Raw genomic sequence first — 22,344 nt, 5'->3', positions numbered from 1 at the left:
TTGCTAGGGGGCTTGGTATCCTTATTATTAATGATAATCATTATTAATCGCAGGGGGATGTCGTACATGCTAGTAAGAGCTTTAGACAAAAAACACCGTTTTACGATTCATTTTGCAGGGTTTATGATTTTGCTCCTCATTTTATCGGGCTGCGGCAATGCGGCTTCTGGCGGAACAAATGCCGCTTCACCAGCTGAATCGCCAGTTGCTTCACCTGAAAGCACAAGCGGCGCGGAGCCAGCGGCAACGAACCGAGTGGTTAAGGATACATATGGCGATGTTGAAGTGCCTACGAATCCAACGCGTGTTGTTGTGCTCGATATCGGCGCTTTGGACAATTTGCTGGAGATGGGCATCAAACCAGTCGGTGCTCCTTCGATTTTGGCTGCTGGTGATCCCTATCCTGCCTATTTGACGGGAACGGATGGCATTGAAAATATTGGATCGGTCAATGAGCCTAATTTAGAAGCGATTGATGCACTCAAACCGGATTTGATTATTGGAAATAAAGATACACATGATGCGATTCATGATCAGCTGGCGCAAATTGCCCCAACCGTATTCGTAGAAACGCTAGGCGTAACATGGAAGGAAAACTTGCAGCTGCATGCCGACGCCGTGAATAAGCAGGCTGAAGGAACAAAGCTGCTGGAGGGCTACACGCAAAAAATAAATGAGCTGAAAGCAAAAGTCGAGGGCAAGGAAGTATCGCTCTTCCGTCCCCGTCAGGATAAAATCCAAATTTATTTGGAAGGCACATTTGCTGGTGGTATTATGAAGGAAGCGGGCATCGTCCGTCCAGCTGCGCAAACCGATGAAGGCTTCTCTAAAGATTTAACCGAGGAGCAGATCGCTGACCTTGATGGTAATGTTATCCTATGGTTCGATCGGGAGAAGGATGCCTTTGCCAAGCTGGAAAGCAGCCCGCTATGGAAAACCTTAAAAGGCGCGCAAAATAATAGCGTTCATCCGGTAGATTGGGAATATTGGATGAGTGGCCTAGGCATTCAAGCCGCTACAAAAGTGGCAGATGATTTAAACACCTACGTTGCAGGTTAAAAGGCTTGAGCATATCGTTTCATTGGAGATTGGGTTCCGCATTGGCGGCCCAATCTTTCTGTATGATTATACCGTTTTACGTTCGGAGGTAGAAACATTGAGGGGCAGAATGACCGGTTTGGCAGTGCTGCTTGTTTTTCTTGTGCTGGCATGGGCTTCCAGCCTTATGTTTGGCATTGTTCGGGTGCCTTTTGCAGCCGTTTTAGATACTTTTTGGGCTTTTGACGAATCGCGGGATCAGCTCATCGTAAGGTCGGTACGATTGCCGAGGGCAATGATCGCGATGCTGGTTGGCGGCTCATTAGCAGCAGCGGGCTGTCTGATGCAGGCGCTTAGCCGCAATGCACTCGCAGGCCCGGAATTGTTCGGTATTAATTATGGGGCTGCTTTAACGACCGTTATCGCTTCTTTCCTTTTTGGCACAACCTCGCTTGGCCTGTTTACTTGGTCAGCCTTTGCGGGCGCGGCTATAGCTGGTTTTTCCGTTTTTATACTTAGCTCCATCGGCAGACAGCCGCTAACGTCGGTCAAGCTGGTGCTAGCCGGGGCGACGATTAATTTGCTGCTGGCCTCGCTGACACAAGGCCTTCTCATTTTAAACGAACAATCGCTGGATACGATGCGTTTCTGGCTTGCCGGCTCCATTACGGGTCGGGATATGCAGTTGTTTTTAACGGTGCTTCCTTATATGCTGCTTGGTTTGGTTGGCTCGTTTTTATTAGCTGGGCATATGAATGTCATCAGCTTGGGAGAGGAAATGGCCCAAGGGTTAGGACAGCGGGTCATATTCATTAAGCTGCTCTGTATCGGCGTCGTTATTATTTTAGCCGGAAGCGCCGTTGCTATTGCGGGACCTATTGCTTTCATTGGGCTGGCGGTTCCCCATATGGCCCGATTTATGGCCGGAACCAATTATCGCTGGATTTTGCCGTATGCCATTGTATTAGGCGCTTTGCTGCTGTTGCTGGCTGATATTGCAGCCCGGTTTATATTGCCTGGTGAGGAGCTGCCTGTAGGCGTCGTGACTGCTTTTCTGGGGGCGCCTTTTCTCATTTATTTGGCACAGCGAAAGGGGGGAGCGAAATAGTTTCTTCTATTATAAAGGGGCGCTACTTAGGAATCATTTTGCTCTTGCTTGGCTTGAATCTGCTCATTCTGCTTCTCAGCATCGTACTTGGCGAACGAGCGGTGCCTCCCCTCGAGGCGATTCGAACGGCGCTGCATGTCGGCAATGATGAATTTGCGTTTGCGATTCGTGGAGTTCGACTGCCGAGAGTACTCACTGGCTTCTTAGCTGGCTGCGGGCTCGCTGTATCCGGCATGATTTTACAAATCATTACTCGCAATCCGCTTGCCTCGCCAGGCATTATTGGACTGAACTCGGGCGCAGCCGCGGCTGTTGTCGCTGTCATGGTGCTTGTGCCTGCGTATCCGATGAGCCAGCTGCCGTTTGCCGCTTTTGCCGGAGCCATCCTAGTAGCCGCCTTAATCTATTGGTTGTCCTGGAGCAATGGCATTTCGATCATTCGCTTGCTATTAGTCGGAATTGGCATTTCAGCTATGGCAGCAGCATGCATTACTTATTTGCTGACACTTGGCAATATATTTCGCGTTTCCCAAGCGTCGGTGTGGATGGCGGGCAGCTTGTACGGTCGAACATGGGAGCACTTTTGGCCTTTGCTGCCGTGGATGGCGGTGCTGCTCCCCTTGGTGCTGTTAAGCGTACGCCAGCTCGATCTGTTTCAATTAACCGATGATTCGGCCAAAGGGCTGGGTTTGCGCCTGGAGCGGATGAGATTTTGGTTTATTCTCATGAGCGTTGCGTTAGCGGGATCTGCCGTATCGATGGCGGGGACGATTGCGTTCGTTGGCCTTATCGCTCCTCATATGGCTGTGCGACTAGTTGGTACGCGCAGCATAAAACGACTGCCCGTTACAGCTTTGCTTGGCGGTTTAATCGTTATCGTTGCAGATTTGATAGGGAGGAACGTATTTTCTCCTTATGAAATACCAGCGGGTCTAGTTACCGCATGTATTGGCGCACCTTATATGATCTATTTGCTGATGAGGCGTAATCCTATATAATAGAAGAAATTGTCACGGTTTTACGAAAGGTCGGTGCTCAACCGAATGCTGCTGCGTTCTTCGAAGACGAATCAGCTCTATTTATTTTCATCCCTGCGGAAACGGAAGTTCCCCGTTCAACAAGGAGCAGGCAGCCATCGGATAGGCGTGCATGTGCTGTGTTTTATTTTGGAAGGTGAAGCAAGCCTTTTAATAGATGGTGTATTGTGCAGAATTCTCCCCTTCGAGCTGTATTTGTTAGTGCCGGGAATGATCGTTGATTTTCCGGACCGCTGCAGCACGATTACGTATTACGGTCTTTTTTTCGAGCCCGTCATGCTTGTGAAGGAAGGCAAAAAGTTCGAAGGGGTAAAATCATTAGCGCTGTCCGGCGCTTTTTTGCCGGGCCATATTCCTATTCGCCAACCGCAGCAGGTGCTTCAACGATTGCTGCATATGTATGACCAAAGCAGAGGGGCAGCAAGGGCAGATGCATTTTCCTTGCGGCTGCTATTGGAAGAGTTTATAAGCTTTATTATTACAAATGCACCGGAGCAGCGTGAAGCGAGCGATGAGCGGATTGAGCGCAGCATCATTTATATGAAAGAAAACTATATGCGGAAAATAAACATCGACCATTTGGCAGAGGCAGCCGAAATGACGACGACCGCCTATTCACGCCTCTTTCGCAAAATGAAGGTCGCAAGCCCTGTTGAATATTTGAGCCAAATTCGGATGGAAAAGGCTAAGCAAATACTCGATCAGGAAAATCGGCGCGTGAAGGAAGTGGCCGATTGTGTCGGCTTTCGCAGTGAGTTTTATTTCAGCCGCATGTTTCAGCGTTTAGTCGGCGTATCGCCAACCGTTTATATGAAACGCGGGACGATGAAAATAGCGGTAGCTTCTTCCCTTGGCTTTCACGAGCATTTGCAGTCCATTGGCATCGAGCCTGTATGCGTCGTCGATTTGTTTCAATATCCAGGAATAGGGGAACAGGCGTATAGCAAACAACTTGATGAACAGTTTAGCGAGCTAAAGCGTTCCAAGTGTGATTTAATTATTGCAGACCATTACCATTTGCATTTTAAAGATAGCTTTAAACAAATCGCAACTCCGTATTTTCTCGATTTTTCCGTGTGGGATTGGAAACGAAACTTTGTGAAAATTGCCGAGCTTGTAAACCGGGAACGTGAAGCCGAAGCGGTATTGACCCGTCTGGATTTGAGCATTGAGGATGCTAAGCGGCTGCTCCACCATTCGATGGGCGAGGAACGAATTACGGTCATGCAGGTCAGTCACCGGGCAGTCGGCATTCAGGGGGAAACGGACCATCCACTTAATGAGCTGATTTATAAAGAGCTAGCTCTAAAGCCGGGTGGACAGGTGCCTAAAGAGATGTGGAGACTGGAAATTCCGCCGGAGGCTTTGCCTGTATTGGAAACAGAGCATTTGTTTATTCAGAAGCATCATGTACTGGCAGGCAGCGAGGAAATATTCAATCTGATGTTACAAACAGCTGCGTGGCAGGAGACCATTGCTATTCAAGAGGGGAATGTACATGCGATTCCTAATTGGTTCGTGATGAGCTGGACGCCGTTGGGAAGGCAGCAAATTATAAAAACGCTCATTGATTTGCTGGCAAAATAGCCGATCAATGAGCGTTTTTTTCGTTCTGGTATTAGTGGGATTCCGATGTCAAGCGGCGGCCGCTTATGCGTACAATCGCAGCAGCGGCAAGCAATAATAAGGCGCACATGCTGTACATAACGGAGTAGGATAAATGATCGGCGACTGGCCCCATCGCCATGTTGCCGAGCACAACGCCGAGGTCGGACATGGCAATAAATAAGCCAATGAGCGTATTTCGGGAGGCGGCTGGCAGCACAAAGGTCAAATAGGTCATTAAGGTTGGATAAAGCAGAGCCATGCCAAGCCCGATTAATCCGGCTGCCACATACATATAGGCGGCTCCCCAATGGATGGACAACGCTAGCAGCTCGGTACCTATCGTCATACTCAGCAGCAAACTGATTGTTAAGCCAGCAGGCCACTTGCCATCGGAGGGCAGCTTTGTCCGCAGCGCAAAGCGGGAAATGACGATGATGCCAGCCTGGATCATGAGATAAATGCCGGCATCGCCGACCCCGCTTTGCTTCGTATACAGAGCAATAAAGGTGACGACAGCACCGAAGCCAATAGAAGCAATGAGCATGGCCAAGCTGCACACGAGAAAAGCCCGATTGCTCCATAATTGGTTAAGCTGCGCCAGTGTAGAGCTTGTCTTCACACCAGTGCTAGAACTGGCCAAGCGGGAAGGGAGGGGGGAACTATACCCCACAAAGCCTGCTGCAAGACCAATCATAAGCATGGCGGCTGCGAAGGTGTGCAGTTCGCCCCAGTTCCATAAGTAAAGTGCTGCCATAGGCAGGATAACGGTTGGCAGCATGCCAGCTAACAAATATAGCGACAGTCCTTGCGAACGCTCCTTTTCAGGCAGCGTATCGACAATGCCCATTTGCAGCGCCAAGGAAAAAAAGGCGGTCGTCACGCCCTGCAGCGCACGCAGCAGAAAATACCATTCCAGGCCGAGAAGCGCATATAACGCCAAAATAATAAAGTTTGCGAGCAATAATAAACGCAGCACAAACTGTGGGCCAAAACGGGCGACCACATTGCCTGCCCAGGGCCGAAGCAGCATGCTGGTAAGCATATAAGCGCCCATCATCATGCCAATTTCGAAATTGCTTGCTCCTTCGGCTTTCCCGCGCAGCGGAACAACGATATTAATAATCGGATTCGCGCTGAAAAATAAAAAGGTAACAATATAAAGCCGCATAAAAGGCGGGGATACGGATACAGCTATGCTTTTGCCCATTTTACGGATTTAGTTCGAGCCCTTCAAAAGGATGGTCCCAACGGCTGGCGGGAAATTTGAAATTTTTCAAGTTTTTCTGGTAAACGACGGTTTGTTTAATATAAGAAATTGGCAAAATAACCGACTGTTCATTCAATGTTTTCAAAATGGTCGTATACAGCTGCTGGCGTTCGGCTTCATCCGTGGAAGCGAGTGCTGTGACAATTTGCTGATCGAGTTCTGCCTTCATGGGGAGGCTGCTATGTGCTTCCGATATACCGAAGCCCGGCTCCCTGACCGAATTAATAAGCGTATGCGGATCATAAGGCACGCCGTAATTGAACCAGAAGTGGATGTCGAAGGTCCCTTCCCGCAAGCGCTGAGGAATCATCGCGAGTTCCACAGCATTGAGGTTCAGCTTGACTCCGATTTCTGCCCACTGGGATTGAATCGTTTCGGCCATCGCTTTCTGAATAAGATCGCCCTTATCGTACATTAACTCAAGCTCGAGCTGCTGGCCGTCTTTTTGGCGTACTGTTTTACCAGCCTCGAGCTTCCATCCCGCTTCCTCCAAATAGGCATTTGCTTTCTGGGCATCGTAACCGATAGGCTCAAAGTCGATATTGGAATAAGGATAGTTTTTGGATAAAATATTGTTTGCAGCTTCCTCAACGCCACCCGTTACGCCATCTACCATGGTTGCTTTGTCAAAGCCTTGCTGAAGCGCGAGCCGCACCCGGTGGTCAGCCAGCTTGTCGTTTAGCGTATTGAGCAGCAGGCTTCTTGTGCCAACAGGCTCGGATAGCCCAGTCTCATATTTGCCTGAATCCTTTAATTGCTGGAAAGCGTCCATACTGATTGCGCCCTCGCCAAAAATCAGATCCAGCTCGCCTTTCTCGAAAGCGAGAACCCGTGTTTCACCATCCGGTATAATTTTGACTGTTATTTTGTCGAGCTTCGGCATTTCTCCCCAGTAATTCGGATTTCTGGTGAAAACCGCATATTCATCTTTCTTATAATCAGCGAGCTGCCAAGGTCCGGTGCCGATCGGCTGCTTGATATCTTTCGTCGTATCTCCGTCATCCGGGAACCCGGCTTCGGCAAGAAAACGGAAAGGCCGCACAATCGCCAAATCCTGCAAGGTTGGATAGTAGGGAGCGGTCAGCGTTATTTTAAACGTAAATTCGTCGACAGCTTCCGTTTTTTCAAGCACTTTGACAAGTCCAATCCAGCTGTGTACGCTTTTGTTAAGCATGATCGCATCAAAGTTTTTCTGGACAATGGCTGCGTTAAACGGCGTTCCATCCGCGAATTTGACATCTTGGCGGAGCTTGAACGTATATTCCTTGCCATCGGTTGAAATGATCCATGACTCAGCGAGCAGCGGTTTAAGCTCTCCACCTTCGTTGTAGCTGACCAATGATTCATAGAGCATGGACTGGGCAAAGAGTTGCGATGGATAGTAGACATGAGGATTAAGCGGACCTATATCTCTTAGCCAAGCAACGGTAATCGCTTGTTCCTGCGGGGCGGCTGTGCCTGTTCCCGCCTCGTTGTCCGTAGAGGCCGCCTCTTGCTGCGAGCATCCCATTGCGAGCATGACTAATACGAACAGAGCGGAAATCGTCTGCAGGGTGGTATTTTTTTTTATTCTGGACATCTTAGCAGGTACCCCTTTTCATCTATTGAGAATGATTATTACGTTCAATAATACTAAGGATTCTTCACTTGGCTAGCAATAGAGAAATGTCTGTTTTTTTATTGGACAAAATGAAGAGCGGGCGCGGATGTTTCTTGATAGCCCATGTATATTCCGATATACTAATACAATTATGAAGAGAAGGGGAACCGCCAATGGATGAACATCCCTTGTTAGAACCTGGTGAAACATCAGCTTCCCTATCGCCGCCTTACTTGTATATTCTTACGTCTGTTAACATAGTAGATTGTACGTTTGATTGGCCGATCCATTCATTAGAAAGCGAAGGACATCGCCTCATTGCTTTTGCTCAAAGCGGGGGCAGGCTCCATCTGGAGGGCCACTCTATTTATGCCGAAAAAGGGGCGTGCTTTCTTCTTGCTCCTGGAGCAAAGGCGCAAGTGGAAGGAAGTGAGACAGGCGATCATCAGGGAGCGGTATATGTGATTGCTTTCGATGCTCATCGAGTGGGAGAACGGGAACCAGCGCAAGAAATAGGCTTAACCTTGCCCTACGAGACGAGAATTGATGTGACCGCGATGGCCCGGCTCGTTGATTTGCTGGAGCAAACTGCTGAGGGGGCTGCAAATCATCAAGGCTGCAAGCAAGTGGACCAAATCAAGCAGCAGATTAGGCTGCAGGAGCTTCTTGTGTTGCTGATGGAGCATGTGCAAGCTTCACGTTCCTCTTCGGATGCTAAGCTGGCCGTTCAGGAAAGCATCGCTTATATGGTAGAGCATTACCGGGAGGAGATGACCGTGGAGCAGCTGTCGAAAATGTCTGGTGTAGCCCGCTGGCAATATAGCGCATTGTTCCAAACCCTGACGGGCAAAAAGCCGCTCGATTATTTGACGGAGCTTCGCTTGAATCGGGCGAAGGAACTGCTGCTGCTAACGAATGATCCTTTGCGTGTTATTGCCCGCCAGGCAGGGTTCAAGGATGAATATTATTTTGCCCGCAGGTTCCGGCATGCCATGGGGCTGACTCCGAAGCAATATGCTAAAACTCGCGGCGTCAGCCATCCAACGATTAAGCAGGACGTTAGCCCTTTTTCACGAGTCGTTGTAGTTGGTTATGTGCTTGGCGAATTGCTATCTCTGGGCATTAGGCCTGTAGGAGCGGACATGGCGGTCATTGGCAGAAAGGTCGTTTATCGCAATGAGCTGAAAAATATTTCAGATATTGGCTTGCTGGGGGAGCTCGGCAAGGTGAAGGCGCTATGCCCGGATTTGATTCTCTACAGCAGCTTTCGTCAGGATCGAATGGAGGAGCTGTCCAAAATAGCACCAACCGTATCCATTGATCGCTTGCAGCCGACCTATAGTCGGCTCATGCAAGTGGCGGAGCTGTTCGGAAAGGAAGAGCAGGCGAAGCAATGGATTGAACGCTATGAGCGCAAAGCTGGGGAAATGTGGCGGTATTTGAATATACATACCAAGGAGAGGGAAACGGCAGCTATTTTCGTTCTGGTAGATGGCGATTTATATGTCATGGGCATGAGAGGCATCGCCTTGACGCTTTACCATCCGATGGCGTTTGAGCCAGCAGACAAAGTGAAGCAATTAATTGGAGAGGGAATTCTTTTCCAAGCGATTGCTCTGGAGCAAATGAGTGAATATCATGCTGACCGCCTATTTTTATTAGTAGGGGAGAGCGAGCGTTCTAGAACCGAGGCGGCGCGCATTACAAAAAGCGCGTATTGGCAGTCGTTAGACAGCAGCCGGGTTTATGTAACGGAGGCCAAATGGAATTTCGATGATCCCATTACAAGGGACAGGCTTTTACCCGCGCTGCCGCGAATTTTCCGCTTGCCGTAGCAGTAGGAGCATCATATTGTCATTTTGGGCGTGCTTGCACTCATTTCCTCGATCTTGTATGCGCTGCCGCGTACGTCTTTCCTCGGCGTTGTGCTGCTGACTGGCTATTTCGGCGGGGTTATCGCGACGCATCTGCGCTTGGATGCACCATTGCTGAGCAACACATTATTTCCTGTATATCTTGCTGTGCTTGCTTGGGGTGGCATTTGGCTGCGGAATGAGCAGGTGCGCAAATTAATTCCTTTTCAGAAATAGAAAAGGAACTGGGTGAGAAGCTGCTTGCCTAAACAGCCTTATTTGCTCGCGTTCGGAACGATTACGGTTCCGGGTCGCCGAGAAAATAAGGCTGTTTTAGTTTGCAGCTCATCTATAAGGGCGGTTCATCGAAGGCAAACCGTCTAGTAAAACTTGCATGGCTGGCTAGGCATGCTGATGAGTCAAATCATAGCTTTGAAGAATAGATTATCGAGAGGGATATTCTAAAACGATTAAAGCCTGTTATTATATCTGACATTATTTGAAGGGGATAGGAGTGGGTGTTTTGTATTTTGAGCGGTTGGAGCAATATGGGATGGAGCAGCTCGTTTTTGGTTATGATCACAAATCGGGCTTAAAGGCGATAATCGCTATTCATGATACGACGCTTGGACCGGCGCTTGGCGGTACTCGCATGTATCCCTATGCAACGGAGGAGGCTGCCGTCCACGATGCCGTCAGGCTTGCGCGAGGCATGACCTATAAATCGTCCGTTGCAGGGCTTAATCTGGGAGGGGGCAAGGCAGTCATTATCGGCAACCCCCTGACGGATAAAAGCGAGGAGCTGTTTCATGCGTTTGGACGATTCATTGGAACATTGAACGGCCGATACATCACGGCGGAGGATGTAGGGACGAATGTGGAAGATATGGATTTTATTCGTCAGAAGACGAAGTTCGTTACAGGAGTATCGCCTAAGTTTGGTAGCGGGGGGAATCCTTCACCTTTTACGGCACTAGGTGTATTTCATGGCATCCGGGCATCTGCCCTTGAAACTTTTGGATCAACGGAACTGAAGGGAAAAACGATTGCGGTACAGGGTATAGGCAGCGTTGCCTATCATTTATGCCGCTATTTGCATGAAGCGGGCGCAAAGCTGATTGTGACCGATATCGTGCAAGCAAATGCAGAGCGTGCAGTGCTTGAGTTTGGGGCAATAATGGTCGGCGTGGATGATATTTATGGCGTCGAATGCGATATTTTTGCACCATGCGCGATGGGTGGAATTATTAATGATGACACGCTTCCGCTGCTTAAGGCGAAAGTGGTTGCTGGTGCTGCCAATAATCAGCTGAAGGAAGAAAAGCATGGCGATCAGCTAACTGCCCAAGGCATATTATATGCTCCAGACTACGTCGTCAACTCCGGCGGATTAATGAATGTGGCTGACGAATTGTATGGCTATAACAGGGAGCGGGTGCTCAGCAAGGTAGAGGGAATTTACAGCCAGCTCCAGCGTATTTTTGAACTATCGAAAGAGCAGCAAATTCCTTCCTTCCGTGCAGCAGATCGGCTTGCGGAGATGCGGATAAATAAACACCGGGACTCTGTTTAGTGGTGAAATTCTGCTAACGCAATGGAGAATTGCAACCACCAAGTAAGCTTATCCAGGTTGCACTAATGCCAATGCCGCCTCCCTATTTGGCACATATGCTGCTCATTATTCCAAAAGTGGCTGCTTTGTGTTGATCCGGGTAAGAATTTAAAGTTAATCACTGGGAAAACTGAGTTTTAACATGTTTAAAGTTATCCTCAAGCTTCTTACGATAGCCGTAATATCATCCTTTATTTCCCGGGGAATTATTGGCTTGTTCGCATCAGCTATTCCAATGTATTTGAAACACTGAATTGAAACGACTGGATTCGCATTAAAGGTTTTATCGCGACGCTATTGCGGACAAATCATACTGTTTACATCGTGCGTCTTTCCGCCGCAATTTTATCGTTCATGCGAAACGCTGATGCTGTTTTTTGCGCTTTGCTAAGTTATCCCCTTAGCTCAGAAACGGTGTGTCAAATGGTGCGCCGATATTTTTTTCTGAGCTAAGGGGATAACGGCCTAAAGCAATGGAACCCCCAATACAATTGGCGGATGCACCGTTGAAAAAATGGAGAGCTAGGCAGCAGCTTTGGGCAAGCGGGTTGCCGCCCAAAATAGCAGCGCTATGGCGCTAACGCCTGCTCCTAGCCAGCATACGCCGCTCCAGCCTGCATAAGCGTAAATGCTGGTAGAAGCAATAGAGCCAGCTGCGCTGCCGATGGAATAAAACACCATATAACCTGCAGTCAGTCTGCTGCGCGCCTCTGGTCGAACGCTAAGGATCATGCCCTGATTGGTGACATGTACGGCCTGTACGGCTAAATCCAGCAAGATAATCCCTATTATTAATGGAAAAAGAGATTGGTCGGCATAACGAATGGCCAGCCAGGAAATAAGCAGCAGCGCAAGCGCGATGCCTGTTGTTCGTTGGCCAAAGCCACGGTCAGCAAGCCGTCCTGCTTTTGCTGCGGCTAAAGCTCCGGCCGCGCCGGCTAGACCGAAGGCGCCAATAGCGGTGTGCGAAAGTGAGAAGGGCGGAGCGCTAAGCGGCAGTACCAAAGACGTCCACAATATGCTGAAGGCGGCAAAAATGAGCAGTGCTAGCACAGCACGGACGCGAAGCACCCGTTCTTCCGCGAATAAGGCGATTACAGAGCGCAGCAGCTGCCAGTACGATAGGCTGTCACGCTGCCGCTCATCACGTGGCAATATGCGGTACAGCGCGACGGCCATCATAAGAGTAAGGGCGGCAGAAGCTAAATATACAGAGCGCCAACCAGCGATGTCTGTCAAAATGCCGGCAAAGGTGCGAGCAAGCAAAATACCCAACACGATGCCGCTCGTTACAACTCCAACGATTTGCCCACGTTCAGCAGGTGAAGCTAGCGCCGCTGCGAATGCGACCAAGGTTTGGGTGACGACAGCAAGCAGTCCGACAATGGCAATGCCAGCAAACAGTACAGACGAGCTTGTTGAGAAGCCTACGACGAGCAAGGCGATGACGGATAGCAGCATTTGCGTGGCAATAAGTGTGCGGCGATTTATTAAATCGCCAAGCGGTACCAGCAACAGTAATCCAAGCGCATAGCAAATTTGGGTAACAGTAATGACCGCACCTATCGAGGAGGCGGCTATGCCCAGCTCGCCCGAAATAGTATCCAGCAAGGGCTGGGCAAAATAAATATTCGCTACGGCAAGTCCGCAGGAGAAGGCGAATAATAACGCTTTTTTTCGCGATAAAGCCGGAACGGGGCTTTCTTTGGACTCACCCAGTACGGCTGCGGCGTCGAGGTTCGCAGACGGTGTTCTTTTTTTCATCATCAAAAATAACTCCTTCGTGGATTCGGTTTTGTGAGGGCTGTTCATTGCCTAATATAAAATACTGATCAGTACATAATTATGCTTGATTACTATAATTTTAAAACCGTACACTTGTCAAGTTTTGAATGCTTATACATTGACAATGTGCCTGTTTGATTTTAATATAATAGAATACCGATCGTTATTTAATTGGAGGTTGCTATGGCCCGATTACGCGAATTTAATGAGGAGCAGGCATTGGATGCGGCGCTGCAGATTTTTTGGGAGAAGGGCTTTGAAGCGACTTCTTTAAGTGATTTGACTGGGGCGATGGGAATTCAGCGTCCGAGTATTTATGCGGCTTTTGGTGATAAGAAGTCACTGTTTGAAGCTGCTCTGCGAAAATATACAAGGGAACATGCTGCTCATGTACGTACGAGCCTGCAGAAGAAGGCTTCGGTTAAAGAAGCGTTTCGTGCTTTTTTTGAGCAAAAGCTGAATAAAGAATACCGGGAAGGGCCAAGTATGGGGTGCTTTTGCCTCAATACGATGGTGGAGCTGTCCCCTCATGATGAGAAATTTGAAATTTTGACGAGGGAGCATCAGATGTATCTCTCTGTTATTTTTGAGGAGACGATTGAACGAGGTATTAGTACGGGCGAGCTTGCTTCCAATATCAACGCCAAGGGGTTGGCCCAAACGCTGGTTGTGTCGCTTATAGGACTTACGGTTTTGATGAAAGCCCGCCCAGATCGTTCTTTTGTTGACAATAGCATGAATATGATATTGAGTTTGCTAGATTCATAACCAGTAGGAAAAGTAGGATGAGGATGTCGGCTGCGCAGGTTGTACGTGATTTTTTTTGAAAAGGTCCGTTCAGGCAAGGAGCTTGATGCGGTATATGGAGTAATGGCGGAACGCGTATTGGCCCATCAGGTTCAATCGGAAAAGGAAGTAACGGTAGAGCGGTCGCCAGCGAATTATGCAGCTCATGTCCGCGAAATGATGCAAATATATGGGGAGTTTACGTTAACGGTTGAACAATTTTTAGTGCAGGATGATCAGGTTTACGTGCGCTGGAATAAATCGTCGAATATTGGATTCAAATCGATCGTGAGGGCATTCGTGTTCAATTGGAGCAAAATGCTAAACTTTAAGTTAAATGTTAACGGCAGTACGTTTAGCGTCATTATGCAGCTTATTATTCCAATTAAGATTGCTAGGCCATGAGTTAGATGGCGCAAAAAAAGCTTTCAGAACCACGGATCTCGTGGAGCTGGAGGCTTCTTTTTATATGAGGCCTGCTGGCGTTCGGACGAAATATTTATTTTTTTAAACAAAATATCCAAAAATAAGGATTTTCATGTTAGTATATATGACAAGAACTTTGTAGTTTATACAACATGATGAAGATGATGCTATAAAGGGAGTGTAGCTATGTATTTGCTGGAGAGAGAGAAGGAAAAGCTGTTTATCGTGCTGGCGGCTGATTTGGCACGGAGAAGGCAAGCTCGCGGCCTGCGTCTTAATTATCCCGAGGCCGTTGCCATTATTACTTATGAGATTATGGAAGGTGCAAGGGACGGGAAGACGGTAGCTGAGCTTATGAGTTACGGGCGTACCATTCTTGCCGAGGAGGATGTAATGGAGGGTATCTCGTCGATGATTCATGAGGTGCAGGTCGAGGCCACTTTTCCAGATGGAACGAAGCTAGTTACGATTCATGACCCCATTGTTCCGCGAAGGAAGGGGAGTGAACAATGATCCCCGGCGAGGTAGTTCCGAAGCAGCATGTTGTTTGGCAAAATACAGGCCGCATAGTGAGAGACGTATTAGTAATGAACCGTGGTGATCGTCCGATTCAGGTCGGGTCGCATTTTCCATTTGCGCAGGTGAATCCGAAGCTGGATTTTGACCGTGCGACAGCAGAAGGCTTTCGCCTCAATATTCCATCAGGCACGGCTGTACGCTTCGAGCCAGGCGAGGAAAAGCCGGTTCAGCTCGTAGCTTATGGCGGAGCGGCCGCACCGTTAAGCACAGAGGGTGAGGATAAGCAGGTGGGTTTGCCGATTTCTAGAGAAGCCTATATCAGCATGTTTGGGCCGACGATAGGAGACCGGGTGAGGCTCGCTGATACAGAGCTGTTTATAGAAATTGAACGCGATTATGCCCATTATGGCGATGAATGCAAGTTCGGCGGAGGCAAGGTGCTGCGAGATGGCATGGGGCAGTCAGCCTTTCGCACTCGGGATGAGAAGGTGCTCGATACGGTTATTACGAATGCCGTCATTATTGATTACGCCGGTATTGTGAAGGGTGACATTGGCATCAAGGATGGAAAAATCGTCGCTATCGGCAAGGCGGGCAACCCGGATACGATGGAGGGCGTTCATCCTGAGCTCATCGTAGGCGCTTCCACAGAGGTCATTGCCGGAGAAGGGAAGCTTATTACTGCGGGGGGAATCGATACACATATTCATTTTATTTGCCCGCAGCAAATCGAAACGGCGCTGTCTTCGGGTGTAACGACGATGATTGGCGGAGGAACGGGTCCGGCAGAGGGAACGAAAGCGACGACCTGTACACCGGGCAGCTGGCATATTCATCGCATGCTGGAGGCGGCTGAGGAATACCCGATGAATATCGGTTTTCTTGGCAAAGGCAACTCATCCGGTCTGGATACGCTGCGCGAGCAAGTAGCGGCGGGAGCGATTGGTCTTAAAATTCATGAGGATTGGGGCTCAACGCCAGCTGTTATCGACGCGGCGCTCACAGTCGCGGATGAAATGGACGTCCAGGTAGCGATTCATACCGATACGCTGAATGAAGCGGGCTTTGTGGAAGAGACGATTAAAGCCATTAATGGACGGACGATTCATACGTACCACACCGAAGGGGCGGGCGGCGGCCATGCGCCAGATATTATTACACTCGCAGGCCATCCGAACGTCATTCCGTCTTCGACGAACCCAACAAAGCCTTTTACGATTAATACGATCGAAGAGCATTTGGATATGCTGATGGTTTGTCATCATCTTGATCGCAACATTCCTGAGGATGTCGCTTTCGCTGACTCACGCATACGTCCTGAAACGATTGCAGCGGAAGATATTTTGCATGATTTGGGGGCGCTTAGCATTATTAGCTCTGATTCACAGGCGATGGGCCGAGTGGGAGAGGTCATTTCCCGTACGTGGCAGACGGCTGATAAAATGAAGCGCCAGCGCGGCCCATTGGCTGGGGATGGTGGGGCGGGAGAAGCGAGTGCCAATGACAACAGCAGGGTAAAGCGGTTTGTAGCTAAATATACGATTAATCCAGCGATTGCACATGGCATTTCGGAATATGTAGGCTCGGTAGAAGCGGGGAAATGGGCGGATCTCGTTTTGTGGAAGCCGGCATTTTTCGGGACGAAGCCGGAACTGGTGCTGAAGGGCGGAATGCCTGCCTTTGCAATTATGGGCGATCCTAATGCCTCGATTCCAACACCGGAGCCCAAAATCGGACGGCTCATGTTCGGAGCGCATGGCAAGGCGAAATACAGCAGCTGTATTACCTTTGTATCGAAAGCAGCAGCTGAAGCTGGAATTAAGCAGCAGTTGGGCCTTGGAAAGCATGTGCTGCCTGTATCGGGCTGCCGCACAATTGGCAAACGCGATATGCTGCTTAATGACTTAACGCCGGATATTACCGTTAATCCAGATACGTACGAGGTGCTGGTCGATGGCGAGCAGGCGATCTGTGAGCCACTGAGCGTGCTTCCGATGGCGCAGCGTTACTACTTATTTTAGAAGCTCGCTTGGAGGGAGAAGCCAAGGATGATGTCTTTTTTGCAGGTGGCACAATTAGTAGACTCGGCTTTTCCGACAGGGGCATTTTCCCATTCCTTTGGCCTAGAAACGTATGTGCAGGAGGAGCGAATTCGCACGATTCCCGATTTTTTGGCGTGGATGGAAGGTTATATTCAAGGCACCGTTTCCCCTATTGAAGGCACTGGCGCGTATTGGAGCGCCATATGGGTGCCAGCCTACTTGCAGCAGTCTGGGAAGCAGGAACAGGAAAAGATAAAGTCGAAGCTGCTGGATTTATCGCGCAGGATGACGGGCACGCGCCTTGCGCGGGAGTCCAGAGAAGGGGCAAGCAAAATCGGCAAACGGTATTTGCATACCGTACAGGCGGTATACCCCGAATCGCTGCTGGGCGATTATGCGGCTTGGATCAAGCATGAACGCGGGGACGCGAACGCGGCGATCGTTCATGGCTGGATTTGCGCGTTTTTGCAGCTGACGCCACATATGGCGGTGCTGAGCTTTTTATATCAGACGGTTAACAGCATGCTGCAAAATTTAATTCGAATGTGGAGTCTTGGCCAGACGGACGGCCAAAAAATAATGACCGCCTTGTTTCCGCTTCTGGAGCGTGAGGCGGCGGCAATAACGGCGGAGCCGCTTTTGCCAAGCGAGATGTATACCGCGAACGTCATGCAGGAAATTGCAGCTATGCGCCATGAAAGCCTGTATTCCCGCTTGTTTATGTCTTAATGGTGGATGAAGCTAGCCGCCGCGTTAGCAATTAAAAAAGTTGAAGGAGAGATGAGCATATGTGTGGAGGAGCAAATCATAGCCATGCCCATGACAGCTGGAACAGCACACCGTTTCAAGGAGGAAGAGCGCTTCGTATCGGAGTAGGCGGACCTGTCGGCTCGGGGAAAACAGCGCTGCTGGAGAAAATCAGCGAAATCATGTATCCGGACTACAGCATTGGTATTATTACCAACGATATCTATACGAAAGAGGACGCGGTCATATTGACCAAAACAGGCGTTCTGCCGCAGGAGCGCATCATTGGGGTGGAAACAGGAGGCTGCCCGCATACGGCTGTACGCGAGGATGTATCGATGAATATGGAAGCGGTCGAGGATCTGGAGGAGCGTTTCAGCGATCTGGATCTGCTGTTCATTGAAAGCGGCGGCGATAATTTGGCGGCAGCATTCAGCCCAGAGCTGGTCGATATGTTTATCTACATCATTGATGTTGCCCAAGGCGAGAAAATTCCGCGCAAAGGCGGGCCGGGCATTACCCGCTCCGATCTGCTCGTCATTAATAAAATTGACCTCGCTCCCTATGTAGGCGCCAGCCTTGAGGTGATGAGCGAGGATTCCAAGCGGATGCGCGGTGATCGTCCATTTGTAATGACAAATCTCAAAAGCGAAGAAAGTGCCGCTAAAGTTGTGGAATGGATTATTGCAGCTTGTCCTGCACTAAAGCATAACCATACGCATCACCACCATCACGAGCATCATCACGACCATGCATAGCCGATGGCAGGGTGAAATTGATTATATTCATGGAAAAAATGTTTTGAGCTATTCGGCTCATCAAGCACCACTGAAAATTACCCGCCCGTTCAAAGGGCCGTCCGGCGAGATGATTATTTATTTAATGGAATCGTCTCCCGGCCTGTTCGGCGGAGATGTTCAGGAGCTGGATTGCCTAGTAGGGGAAAACGCACATCTGCTGCTTACGACACAGTCATCATGCAAGCTGCATCCGGGAATGGGCGAGGCGACGAGCGGACAGAGCAATCTTTTTCGAGTGGGGAAAGATGCTGTGCTGGAATATTTTCCTGGGCCGCTCGTTCCTTATAAGGATGTCCGCTATAGAGGGAATACGGAAGTTCGTCTGCAGCGGGGGGCGCAGTTTTTGCTGAGCGAGATCATTACGCCTGGCCGTGCAGGCTACGGTGAAACATTCGAATACGAGATGCTGCACAGCGAGCTGGCGATATATTGGGAGGATCGGCTTGTCGTATGGGACCCATTAAGGCTGGAGCCTCCGAAGTTTCCGCCCCAATCGGTGCTCGGGGGTTATTCTCATTTTGGAAATTTTTGGTGTTTATCTGAAAAGATTACGGCAGAGCATGTGGATGCGGTGCGGCGTGTACTGGACAGTTATTCGAATGTGAAGCCGTCAAATAGTAGTAGATCGGGGCAGGAGATTTACGGCGGCGTGTCGCTCTTGGAGGCGAATGGCCTAGTCGTGCGCTGTCTTGGCAATAGCGGGGCAGCGCTTGAGGCGCTGTTCCATGTCATTTGGAGCGAGCTGCGCCCGCTGCTGCTAGGAATGGATGCTTTTCAGCTGCGCAAGTAGTGGGAATAGAAATTAAAAACAGGGGGTTATGAAATGGATGCAGGTATACTCTCTGTACTGGCTATCGGGTTTCTGCTGGGCATCAAGCATGCGCTTGAGCCGGATCATGTCATTGCGGTATCTACGATTGCGATTAAAAGCAAGCATATTGTCAAATCCGCTTTCTCCGGCGTATTTTGGGGGATCGGACATTCGCTGACGCTGTTTATTGTCGGGTTTATCCTCATGGCCATGAGAAGCGAGATGACGGAAAAATGGGCGATGTCGCTAGAATTTCTTGTCGGTGTCATGATCGTTGTGCTGGGCGTAAATACGATTATTTCGCTTAGAAACAGGCGTGCGATTGCGGGTGCGAAGGATAGTCAGCATTTTCATGGCTCCTATCGTAAATCTTTGCTGATTGGCTTCATTCATGGCCTCGCTGGCAGCGGAGCGATGGTCGTTCTGACGATGAGTACAGTGAACAGTATTAGCGAAGGGCTGATCTATATCGTCGTATTTGGCGTTGGTACGGTAATCGGCATGTTATGCTTTACTACCTTCATCAGCATTCCGTTTATTCTTTCTTCCAGCCGCTTCAAGCTGAATCGCGTCCTAATCGGGGCAACCGGCGTCGTTAGCGCTGTATTTGGGTTGTATTATATGTATAATCTCGGCGTGAATGAGGGATTGTTTGAATTATGGGTATAGCCCATATTCGCCAACCGTAAATTCCTAATTCGATTAAAGGAGCCATCATAGTTGAAGTAAGCGGTGCGACTAAAAGGGGATGTGAGGGGCTGACCAAAGCTCCGAGGCATTCTCTTTTTTTCTTTGTCCATCTAAACCGTTCATATCTATAGTAAATGTAAGGGTTTTCCTGCCAGCATTTTTTGAATTAAGCTTTGTTTTCTCGATATATCTGTTACAATGTTAGGAAAGCTATCATTGAATGGCGTTTGTTATGAGTAATTACACGCCAATTTCGATACTGTCAGATTTGGAGTGAGGTTTATGTCGAGAAATTGGTATCGCAGATTGCTTTTTTCTTATTTTCCGATTTTCATCTTGACGATATCTATTGTCATTTTCCTATCCTTCCTCATTGTGAATGAGATTTCACGGAACGAAACCGAGAAGGCGGGCCGCATTTCCACTTCCTATGTGGTAGATAGCTTGGACAGGGCGCTCAATCAAGTGGAGATGGAAATTTTGCGCCAAATGGAAAATGATCCGATTTACGGTCAATTTCTCGCGGGTGATGTGGAGAAGGGCAGTCCCGAATTTATGGAGCTAGCCAAAAAGCTATGGGTCATGGAAAGCAACAATGAACTGCTGGATTCCATTTATATATACCGTCTGTCCGATCAGCGAATCGTCAGTAAATATGGGTTTACGACGCAAGAGGTGTTTGCTGATCGCGCTTATTTGGAGCAGGCGCTGGATGAACCGGCTTTTCAGGGCTGGTCGCAAATTCGCTCCTTTAAGCTGCTGGAGTCCGATAAACCGGAGGACGTGATCAGCATGCATAAACGATTGCCGCTTCCGTTCGGCGAGGAGGGGGTTTTGGTCATTAATTTGGGCGCCTATCCTTTAGGCCGGATGATAGATGATATGACGCGCAGCAACGTTTCCTTTCTTCATGTAACGGGCAAGGAAGGCGAAACTATTTTTCCGAAAGGTAATTTAGGAACGGGGAGTATTGACGAGAAAGGCAATGTGTTAACGACGCTAGTATCTCCAAAGCTGGGCTGGACGTTCAGCAGCGGCCTCCGCGCGGGTCAGCTGTTCGCCTGGGTATCCGTCATTTCTTATGTATGGATTATTATTGGGCTGGCTACCTTGTTGTTAGCCGTCCTCTACATCATTTATATTACGCGCAAAAACTATAAGCCCATTCAGGTGATGATGAGCCGTATTCAGGCGCTTCCGGCGCGCTCCTCCGATGTCACGACCAGGGATGAGCTGGCGTTAATCGACCATGCGCTGGAGCAGCTTATCCAGCAGACCGCAGATTATGAGCAGCAGCATCATGAGAATTTGCTTATACGCAGGCGGCAGTTTTTTATCGATTTAATCGAAGGCCATGCTCAAGGGGATCGCGTTGAAAAATGCCGCTCCTTAGCCGTGCTGCAAGCTTCAGAGCATGTCGTGCATGCCGCAGTCGTCATTGCGGAAATGCATGATTTTGACGCCTCCTACGGCGATTTCTCCCATCAGGACCAGCAAACGTTCCGTTTGACGCTCATGAACCTTTTTCAGGAGCTGGCACGGGAAAGAGAACTGGATAGCTGGGCGGAATGGATAAGCAGCAGCCAGTTGGGCATTATTTTTACAAGTGGTGCCGCAGAGGATGTAGAAGATGCTGAAGAAGGTTTCAAAGACAGGCTGCGATTAGCTGTCAGGAGCTCTCACCAGTGGGCCGCGAGCCAATTCGAGCTGACGATGAAGTTCGGCATCGGCATTGTGGCGCATTTGGACGACAGCTTAAGCTTAAAGGAATCTTACCAATCTGCAGGATCGGCACTGCAATATGTATTGTCGCTAGGTGAGAATGAAATGGTGTTTGGCTCGGATGTGCCGCTGCAGCCGCATATGGAGTCTTATAAATATTTCCCGATTATGGCTGGCATCGTCAAAATGTTTCGCTTGACCAATCAGGGATGGCGGGAGCAGGTGCATACGCTGTTTCAAATGGTCGGCTCCGAGCTGCTTGCGGATCATGACATTCGTATGCTCATCCATTGGCTGCGCCAAATGCTGGGCAGAGAGCTGATGGACCTCTCTGACAATCTGAAGGATTATTTCGTCGGACAGCAGGCGCAGCTGTGGCGGGCAGAGCTGGATAAAGCGCAGCGTCTGCCCGAAATGGAAGCTTTGCTGCTGGAAATGATGAATGAGGTTTACCGAGTATATGTGTCGACAAATGAAAATAAAAGCTACCGGGCGATGATTAGTGAGATGAAAGCTTACATTGAAGAGCATTACACGAATCCGGATCTGTCCCTTACGATATTGAGCGATCGCTTCCAAGTATCTGCGAAATATGCGAGCCATTTGTTCAAGGAAGAGTTTCATACAAAATTCGTTGATTTTTTGGCGCAGCTTCGAATTGTGCATGCCCAAAATTTGCTGAGCCAAACCGATGAGGTTATCCAGCAAATCGCCTTGCAGGTCGGCTACGCTAATGCCGTTACCTTCGGACGGGTGTTTAAAAGGATTGTCGGTGTCACGCCGGGAGACTATAGAAAATACGAAATGAAGCCAGAGCATACAAGTGAATAAGCTGAAGCTAGAAGGTGGCTCCCGAACAAATTCGGGGGCTTTTTTAAATATAAGAATGTATA

General features: G+C 49.1%; 19 protein-coding genes. 16 read left to right on the top strand and 3 right to left on the bottom strand.

What is annotated here, in order from left to right:
• Positions 1-66: 66 nt before the first annotated feature.
• The 4 genes from ABEW34_RS09945 (at position 67) to ABEW34_RS09930 (ending at position 4,770) form a co-directional block, all read left to right on the top strand.
• Positions 67-1,059, top strand: a complete 993-nt coding sequence (locus ABEW34_RS09945; protein ID WP_430157696.1) for an ABC transporter substrate-binding protein — start codon at positions 67-69, stop codon at positions 1,057-1,059.
• A 97-nt stretch (positions 1,060-1,156) separates the two neighbouring features.
• The gene (locus tag ABEW34_RS09940; protein WP_430157694.1) at positions 1,157-2,146 is read left to right on the top strand and encodes a FecCD family ABC transporter permease; all 990 of its coding nucleotides are present in this window, start codon (positions 1,157-1,159) and stop codon (positions 2,144-2,146) included.
• A gap of 44 nt (positions 2,147-2,190) precedes the next feature.
• Entirely contained in the window at positions 2,191-3,144 is a 954-nt protein-coding gene (locus ABEW34_RS09935; RefSeq protein ID WP_430157692.1) for a FecCD family ABC transporter permease, read from the top strand.
• Between the two features lie 45 nt (positions 3,145-3,189).
• A complete protein-coding gene (locus ABEW34_RS09930; protein WP_430157690.1) occupies positions 3,190-4,770 on the top strand; it encodes a helix-turn-helix domain-containing protein in 1,581 nt (526 codons plus the stop codon).
• Between the two features lie 31 nt (positions 4,771-4,801).
• Here ABEW34_RS09930 and cntE read toward each other — a convergent pair whose 3' ends face one another.
• Both cntE and nikA read right to left on the bottom strand, forming a co-directional pair.
• Positions 4,802-5,998 carry a staphylopine family metallophore export MFS transporter CntE gene (gene cntE / locus ABEW34_RS09925; protein ID WP_430157688.1) on the bottom strand — a complete coding sequence of 399 codons (1,197 nt, stop codon included), beginning with the start codon at positions 5,996-5,998 and terminating at the stop codon, positions 4,802-4,804.
• A gap of 1 nt (position 5,999) precedes the next feature.
• Positions 6,000-7,637, bottom strand: a complete 1,638-nt coding sequence (gene nikA, locus ABEW34_RS09920; RefSeq protein ID WP_430157685.1) for a nickel ABC transporter substrate-binding protein — start codon at positions 7,635-7,637, stop codon at positions 6,000-6,002.
• 194 nt (positions 7,638-7,831) lie between these two features.
• Here nikA and ABEW34_RS09915 point away from each other — a divergent pair, with 194 nt between their 5' ends.
• The 3 genes from ABEW34_RS09915 to ABEW34_RS09905 all read left to right on the top strand — a co-directional run bounded on the left by ABEW34_RS09915 (position 7,832) and on the right by ABEW34_RS09905 (position 11,084).
• Positions 7,832-9,493, top strand: coding sequence for a helix-turn-helix domain-containing protein (locus ABEW34_RS09915; RefSeq protein ID WP_430157683.1), 1,662 nt, complete (start codon positions 7,832-7,834; stop codon positions 9,491-9,493).
• A 30-nt stretch (positions 9,494-9,523) separates the two neighbouring features.
• Entirely contained in the window at positions 9,524-9,748 is a 225-nt protein-coding gene (locus tag ABEW34_RS09910; RefSeq protein ID WP_430158564.1) for a DoxX family protein, read from the top strand.
• Between the two features lie 316 nt (positions 9,749-10,064).
• Complete coding sequence (locus ABEW34_RS09905) at positions 10,065-11,084, top strand: Leu/Phe/Val dehydrogenase (RefSeq protein ID WP_430158562.1); 1,020 nt, start codon at positions 10,065-10,067, stop codon at positions 11,082-11,084.
• 561 nt (positions 11,085-11,645) lie between these two features.
• On the opposite strand, the gene ABEW34_RS09900 is transcribed toward ABEW34_RS09905, so the two are convergent.
• Positions 11,646-12,890, bottom strand: coding sequence for an MFS transporter (locus ABEW34_RS09900; RefSeq protein ID WP_430157680.1), 1,245 nt, complete (start codon positions 12,888-12,890; stop codon positions 11,646-11,648).
• 201 nt (positions 12,891-13,091) lie between these two features.
• Here ABEW34_RS09900 and ABEW34_RS09895 point away from each other — a divergent pair, with 201 nt between their 5' ends.
• The 9 genes from ABEW34_RS09895 (at position 13,092) to ABEW34_RS09855 (ending at position 22,282) form a co-directional block, all read left to right on the top strand.
• Positions 13,092-13,676 (top strand): TetR/AcrR family transcriptional regulator, encoded by a 585-nt coding sequence (locus ABEW34_RS09895; RefSeq protein WP_430157677.1) that lies wholly within the window; start codon positions 13,092-13,094, stop codon positions 13,674-13,676.
• 45 nt (positions 13,677-13,721) lie between these two features.
• The gene (locus ABEW34_RS09890; protein WP_430157674.1) at positions 13,722-14,099 is read left to right on the top strand and encodes an ester cyclase; all 378 of its coding nucleotides are present in this window, start codon (positions 13,722-13,724) and stop codon (positions 14,097-14,099) included.
• A gap of 207 nt (positions 14,100-14,306) precedes the next feature.
• The gene (locus tag ABEW34_RS09885) at positions 14,307-14,633 is read left to right on the top strand and encodes an urease subunit gamma (RefSeq protein WP_430157672.1); all 327 of its coding nucleotides are present in this window, start codon (positions 14,307-14,309) and stop codon (positions 14,631-14,633) included.
• Positions 14,630-16,660, top strand: a complete 2,031-nt coding sequence (gene ureC / locus ABEW34_RS09880) for an urease subunit alpha (RefSeq protein ID WP_430157669.1) — start codon at positions 14,630-14,632, stop codon at positions 16,658-16,660. Before ABEW34_RS09885 ends, ureC begins: the two co-directional genes overlap by 4 nt.
• 27 nt (positions 16,661-16,687) lie before the next feature.
• The gene (locus ABEW34_RS09875) at positions 16,688-17,410 is read left to right on the top strand and encodes an urease accessory protein UreF (RefSeq protein WP_430157666.1); all 723 of its coding nucleotides are present in this window, start codon (positions 16,688-16,690) and stop codon (positions 17,408-17,410) included.
• 59 nt (positions 17,411-17,469) lie between these two features.
• Positions 17,470-18,186 (top strand): urease accessory protein UreG, encoded by a 717-nt coding sequence (ureG, locus tag ABEW34_RS09870; RefSeq protein WP_430157663.1) that lies wholly within the window; start codon positions 17,470-17,472, stop codon positions 18,184-18,186.
• On the top strand, positions 18,179-19,018 hold the full coding sequence (locus tag ABEW34_RS09865; protein WP_430157662.1) for an urease accessory protein UreD: 840 nt from the start codon (positions 18,179-18,181) through the stop codon (positions 19,016-19,018). The genes ureG and ABEW34_RS09865 overlap by 8 nt, the downstream gene beginning before the upstream one ends.
• 33 nt (positions 19,019-19,051) lie before the next feature.
• Positions 19,052-19,708, top strand: a complete 657-nt coding sequence (locus ABEW34_RS09860) for an urease accessory protein UreH (RefSeq protein WP_430157659.1) — start codon at positions 19,052-19,054, stop codon at positions 19,706-19,708.
• Positions 19,709-20,011: 303 nt separating this feature from the next.
• Entirely contained in the window at positions 20,012-22,282 is a 2,271-nt protein-coding gene (locus ABEW34_RS09855; protein WP_430157657.1) for a helix-turn-helix domain-containing protein, read from the top strand.
• The last annotated feature ends 62 nt before the right edge of the window (positions 22,283-22,344 follow it).

The sequence above is a fragment of the Paenibacillus algorifonticola genome, assembly GCF_050481745.1.
GTDB classification, from domain to species: domain Bacteria; phylum Bacillota; class Bacilli; order Paenibacillales; family Paenibacillaceae; genus Pristimantibacillus; species Pristimantibacillus algorifonticola_A.
This window is presented reverse-complemented; position numbering and strand designations above follow the sequence as displayed.

Coding starts and splice junctions, on each gene's coding strand:
- ABEW34_RS09945 (WP_430157696.1), top strand. CDS start 67: ATGCTAGTAAGAGCTTTAGACAAAAAACACCGTTTTACGATTCATTTT.
- ABEW34_RS09930 (WP_430157690.1), top strand. CDS start 3,190: ATGCTGCTGCGTTCTTCGAAGACGAATCAGCTCTATTTATTTTCATCC.
- cntE (WP_430157688.1), bottom strand. CDS start 5,998: ATGGGCAAAAGCATAGCTGTATCCGTATCCCCGCCTTTTATGCGGCTT.
- nikA (WP_430157685.1), bottom strand. CDS start 7,637: ATGTCCAGAATAAAAAAAAATACCACCCTGCAGACGATTTCCGCTCTG.
- ABEW34_RS09915 (WP_430157683.1), top strand. CDS start 7,832: ATGGATGAACATCCCTTGTTAGAACCTGGTGAAACATCAGCTTCCCTA.
- ABEW34_RS09905 (WP_430158562.1), top strand. CDS start 10,065: ATGGAGCAGCTCGTTTTTGGTTATGATCACAAATCGGGCTTAAAGGCG.
- ABEW34_RS09900 (WP_430157680.1), bottom strand. CDS start 12,890: ATGATGAAAAAAAGAACACCGTCTGCGAACCTCGACGCCGCAGCCGTA.
- ABEW34_RS09895 (WP_430157677.1), top strand. CDS start 13,092: ATGGCCCGATTACGCGAATTTAATGAGGAGCAGGCATTGGATGCGGCG.
- ABEW34_RS09885 (WP_430157672.1), top strand. CDS start 14,307: ATGTATTTGCTGGAGAGAGAGAAGGAAAAGCTGTTTATCGTGCTGGCG.
- ureC (WP_430157669.1), top strand. CDS start 14,630: ATGATCCCCGGCGAGGTAGTTCCGAAGCAGCATGTTGTTTGGCAAAAT.
- ABEW34_RS09875 (WP_430157666.1), top strand. CDS start 16,688: ATGATGTCTTTTTTGCAGGTGGCACAATTAGTAGACTCGGCTTTTCCG.
- ureG (WP_430157663.1), top strand. CDS start 17,470: ATGTGTGGAGGAGCAAATCATAGCCATGCCCATGACAGCTGGAACAGC.
- ABEW34_RS09865 (WP_430157662.1), top strand. CDS start 18,179: ATGCATAGCCGATGGCAGGGTGAAATTGATTATATTCATGGAAAAAAT.
- ABEW34_RS09860 (WP_430157659.1), top strand. CDS start 19,052: ATGGATGCAGGTATACTCTCTGTACTGGCTATCGGGTTTCTGCTGGGC.
- ABEW34_RS09855 (WP_430157657.1), top strand. CDS start 20,012: ATGTCGAGAAATTGGTATCGCAGATTGCTTTTTTCTTATTTTCCGATT.